Source organism: Vibrio sp. 1F169, assembly GCF_041439605.1.
Classification (GTDB): Bacteria; Pseudomonadota; Gammaproteobacteria; order Enterobacterales; family Vibrionaceae; genus Vibrio; species Vibrio tasmaniensis_A.
Genome location: NZ_JBGOOI010000146.1, coordinates 1 through 2,983 on the forward strand (window position 1 = coordinate 1; position 2,983 = coordinate 2,983).

At 42.4% G+C, this 2,983-nt stretch carries 4 protein-coding genes and 1 pseudogene; 1 reads left to right on the forward strand and 4 read right to left on the reverse strand.

What is annotated here, in order from left to right; translation table 11 throughout:
• Positions 1–161: 161 nt before the first annotated feature.
• Positions 162–981, forward strand: a pseudogene (locus tag ACED53_RS23160) (ISNCY family transposase); the annotation flags it as partial.
• 205 nt (positions 982–1,186) lie between these two features.
• Here the strand turns inward: ACED53_RS23160 and ACED53_RS23165 are convergent.
• The 4 genes from ACED53_RS23165 to ACED53_RS23180 form a co-directional block, all read right to left on the reverse strand.
• Positions 1,187–1,489, reverse strand: coding sequence for a type II toxin-antitoxin system RelE/ParE family toxin (locus tag ACED53_RS23165; RefSeq protein ID WP_017101740.1), 303 nt, complete (start codon positions 1,487–1,489; stop codon positions 1,187–1,189).
• Positions 1,477–1,734, reverse strand: a complete 258-nt coding sequence (locus ACED53_RS23170) for a type II toxin-antitoxin system Phd/YefM family antitoxin (RefSeq protein WP_016787072.1) — start codon at positions 1,732–1,734, stop codon at positions 1,477–1,479. The genes ACED53_RS23165 and ACED53_RS23170 overlap by 13 nt, the downstream gene beginning before the upstream one ends.
• A gap of 112 nt (positions 1,735–1,846) precedes the next feature.
• Positions 1,847–2,407 (reverse strand): hypothetical protein, encoded by a 561-nt coding sequence (locus tag ACED53_RS23175; protein WP_102579876.1) that lies wholly within the window; start codon positions 2,405–2,407, stop codon positions 1,847–1,849.
• Positions 2,408–2,532: 125 nt separating this feature from the next.
• Positions 2,533–2,706 (reverse strand): hypothetical protein, encoded by a 174-nt coding sequence (locus tag ACED53_RS23180; RefSeq protein WP_157939754.1) that lies wholly within the window; start codon positions 2,704–2,706, stop codon positions 2,533–2,535.
• Between the last annotated feature and the right edge of the window lie 277 nt (positions 2,707–2,983).

The following is a 2,983-nucleotide window of genomic DNA, read 5'->3' on the forward strand; positions in this document are numbered from 1 at the left end:
CAAAGGTGACATTTCTATTTGGGAGAAAAGAGGACATTTTAAAATGGGATTGACAGTGATTGTTAGAGCAATTTAGTAATGTCCGGTTTAAGCCATTTTAAAATGTCCTCCTAAGCTTACCTATATTGGTCTGCTTAGGAGTTATCCGGATGCTTATTACTATGAGTGAAAAAGATATTCATCGATTCAAGGTTCTTACTGACGTACGTGAAAAACGACTACGCCAAGTTGACGCTGCTGTCATTTTGAATCGGTCTGCGCGTCATATCCGACGTTTGGTGAACAAACTGGTCTCTCTTGGCGCTCAAAGTCTTACACACTCAACCCGTGGACGCCCAAGTAATCGACGCTACTCAGAACATTTCAGAATTGAAATACTGAAACTTATCCGTGAGCATTACTCTGACTTCTCACCAACGTTCGCTCTGGAAAAACTGACTGAACGACACAATCTATCCGTCTCTAAAGAAACACTCCGTCAATGGATGATCACCGACGGACTGTGGCTTCCACATTCACAATGCAAACCTCGAGTCTATCAGCCTCGTTACCGTCGTGATTGCTTGGGTGAACTTATCCAAATTGACGGCTCCCATCATGACTGGTTTGAAGGCCGCAGCGACAAATGCTGCCTATTGGTGTTCATTGACGATGCGACTGGCCGCTTGATGAACCTAAGATTCAGCGAAACGGAATCCGCGTTTGACTACATGTTGGCGACGCGTGAATACCTCAATGAGCACGGTAAACCCATCGCATTTTACAGCGACAAACACTCCATATTTCGAGTGAATCAGGAGAAACACAAACAAGTTGGCCAAACCCAATACGGGCGCGTGCTGAAAGAGCTGGCGATAGAACTCATAAGAGATACGCTTACAAGGCATCAACACCATCGAGCAAGCCAACGGATGGCTTCCCTACTTCGTCGCCGATTTTAACCATCGCTTTGCTAAGCCCGCTCAATACCCAAAAGGCATGACTTGCTGTCGAGAGATAGTCGATACGCCGAGGCTCAATTCACCCTCGATACGACGTCGTCGAATGGTGACCTATTTGGCCTCAGTCCATGAAAGCACTGGTTTAGGTTTAGTGGGATATTTAGATGGAAGTGATTTTTTCTTTTTCTCCATGTTGAACCCTCGTCTGCGTAGACCATCAGCCTATCAGAGGTGGCAAAAACGCTTTACTGTTTGCTCAGCAAAAACCGACGTAAATCTCGCTCCGCGCGCATCACAAACAAGATGTACACCTTGTCACCTTCTTGCTTGTAGAAAACTCGACATGGATTCACTACGACTTCGCGATAATTCAGGTGCTCGAGCTCTGGAGGCAGACGCCCAGACTCGGGAAAGTCGCTGAGGCGTTCAACTTTGTCGAAAATGTTTCGAACCAGCTGTTTGGCCGCGACTAAGTTTTCAAGGGCAATGTATTCCGCGATATCGTTAAGGTCCGATAACGCGGGCTCACTCCAAATCACTTCAGCCATTTTGACATCTTGTCTTTGGCTTCGTCATGACTCAGCGCCTTGCCTTCAGAAATGGCGCGCTCACCGCGGGCGATCCCTTCGAGGATAGCCAAGCGATTTTGCATAAACTGATAGTCATCGACGTCAACCAAATACGCAGAAGGTTTGCCATGCTCGGTGATCAACACAGGCTCTTTAGTGTCGTGCAGGTCGGCAAGGATTTTGGTCGCTTGACGCTTAAGGGAAGTAACGAGCTCGACTTTCATGAGAATGACCCCAACAGAAAAATAACAAAGTGATACTATTGTATCACTTTTAACCTTAAAAGTTTAGCGTAGAAAAGGCTAAGTATCGATCTTAAACGATTCGATTGTTATTTCATTCTTCGTAACTATTTAACTGTTTTTTTGCTGCTCTATTAAATGCCATTCTGGAAGATTGGTAAGTCGCGAGTTTTGTTAGATAATCTTCATCTATTGCAATACGGTAGGACTTAGGAATAGCAATAGTTGCATTCCAAAAGGCTATACTTGTCTCTGAAAGTTCAACATCACCAAGCAATATGATTTTTTGATTACTATTCGTAAAACGGTCATTTGCTTCACGTGCGTATTGTTGAATTTCTGGTGATGAAGAAGTTAGATATTCACTCTCCTTTCTAACATACTCGTGAGAGGAACTCATAAAATCAATACAAGCATCTCGTAACTGCTCATATTTCTGACGCTTCAATTCTGCTTCTCGAATACGCTTGCTTTCTTTTACTAGCCTTTGGTCTTTTTCAAACTGTTGAGTAATTTGATATTTTCTATCTTGAATTTGATTATGTCGCGCCCAAACAGCACTGATTCCACCGGCAAGAAGTGGACCTGCGACAGCCCATACCCTTAAAATGTAATCCCAACTAGTAAATGCAGTATCAAAACTATCCTTCGGCATGTAGCCTCCTATAATCTAACACGGATCTAAAGTACAAAATGTTAAGTCATACAGTCTAAACAGTGAAACCAACACAAGGATAAAAGTCCCGTGCATTGGGAGAATTAACTTAAGTACTTTTAGCTTTATGCTGCCCGAGAGTCCAACGTTGCTCTTACTATCTTCATATCAGTTTCAGCTTTGTTTCGATCGCGAATCTGTCCATTGTTTTGCATAACAAGAATAAGACGGTTGATTTGTTCATCATCAAAAGTTTTTAAGTTAGGCTGTATCAAGTCACTAAAATAACTATCAGCCATGTTAAAACTCCAGACTTTAGAAAACCCATCAATAGCGATGTCATTACATGCGTACAACCAGCTAGGTGAGCTTGATATGTTTTTCATATTTTTCAATACATTAGCTCGATATGTGTCGGAAGTATTGCCATCTAATATTATAAGCTTCGGTAGTTCTTTTATTACATTTTTATTGACATACCAGTCATTTGAGTTGAAACGTTGAACAGCATTTCTTTTTGCTTGCGGTGTTTTTCAAGGTAGTTGTCATCATTTGCTTGCTTATTAAGCAGCTTCT

Excerpts from the sequence above, each read along its gene's own strand:
- ACED53_RS23165 (WP_017101740.1), bottom strand. The coding sequence starts at position 1,489 with ATGGCTGAAGTGATTTGGAGTGAGCCCGCGTTATCGGACCTTAACGAT.
- ACED53_RS23170 (WP_016787072.1), bottom strand. The coding sequence starts at position 1,734 with ATGAAAGTCGAGCTCGTTACTTCCCTTAAGCGTCAAGCGACCAAAATC.
- ACED53_RS23175 (WP_102579876.1), bottom strand. The coding sequence starts at position 2,407 with ATGCCGAAGGATAGTTTTGATACTGCATTTACTAGTTGGGATTACATT.
- ACED53_RS23180 (WP_157939754.1), bottom strand. The coding sequence starts at position 2,706 with ATGGCTGATAGTTATTTTAGTGACTTGATACAGCCTAACTTAAAAACT.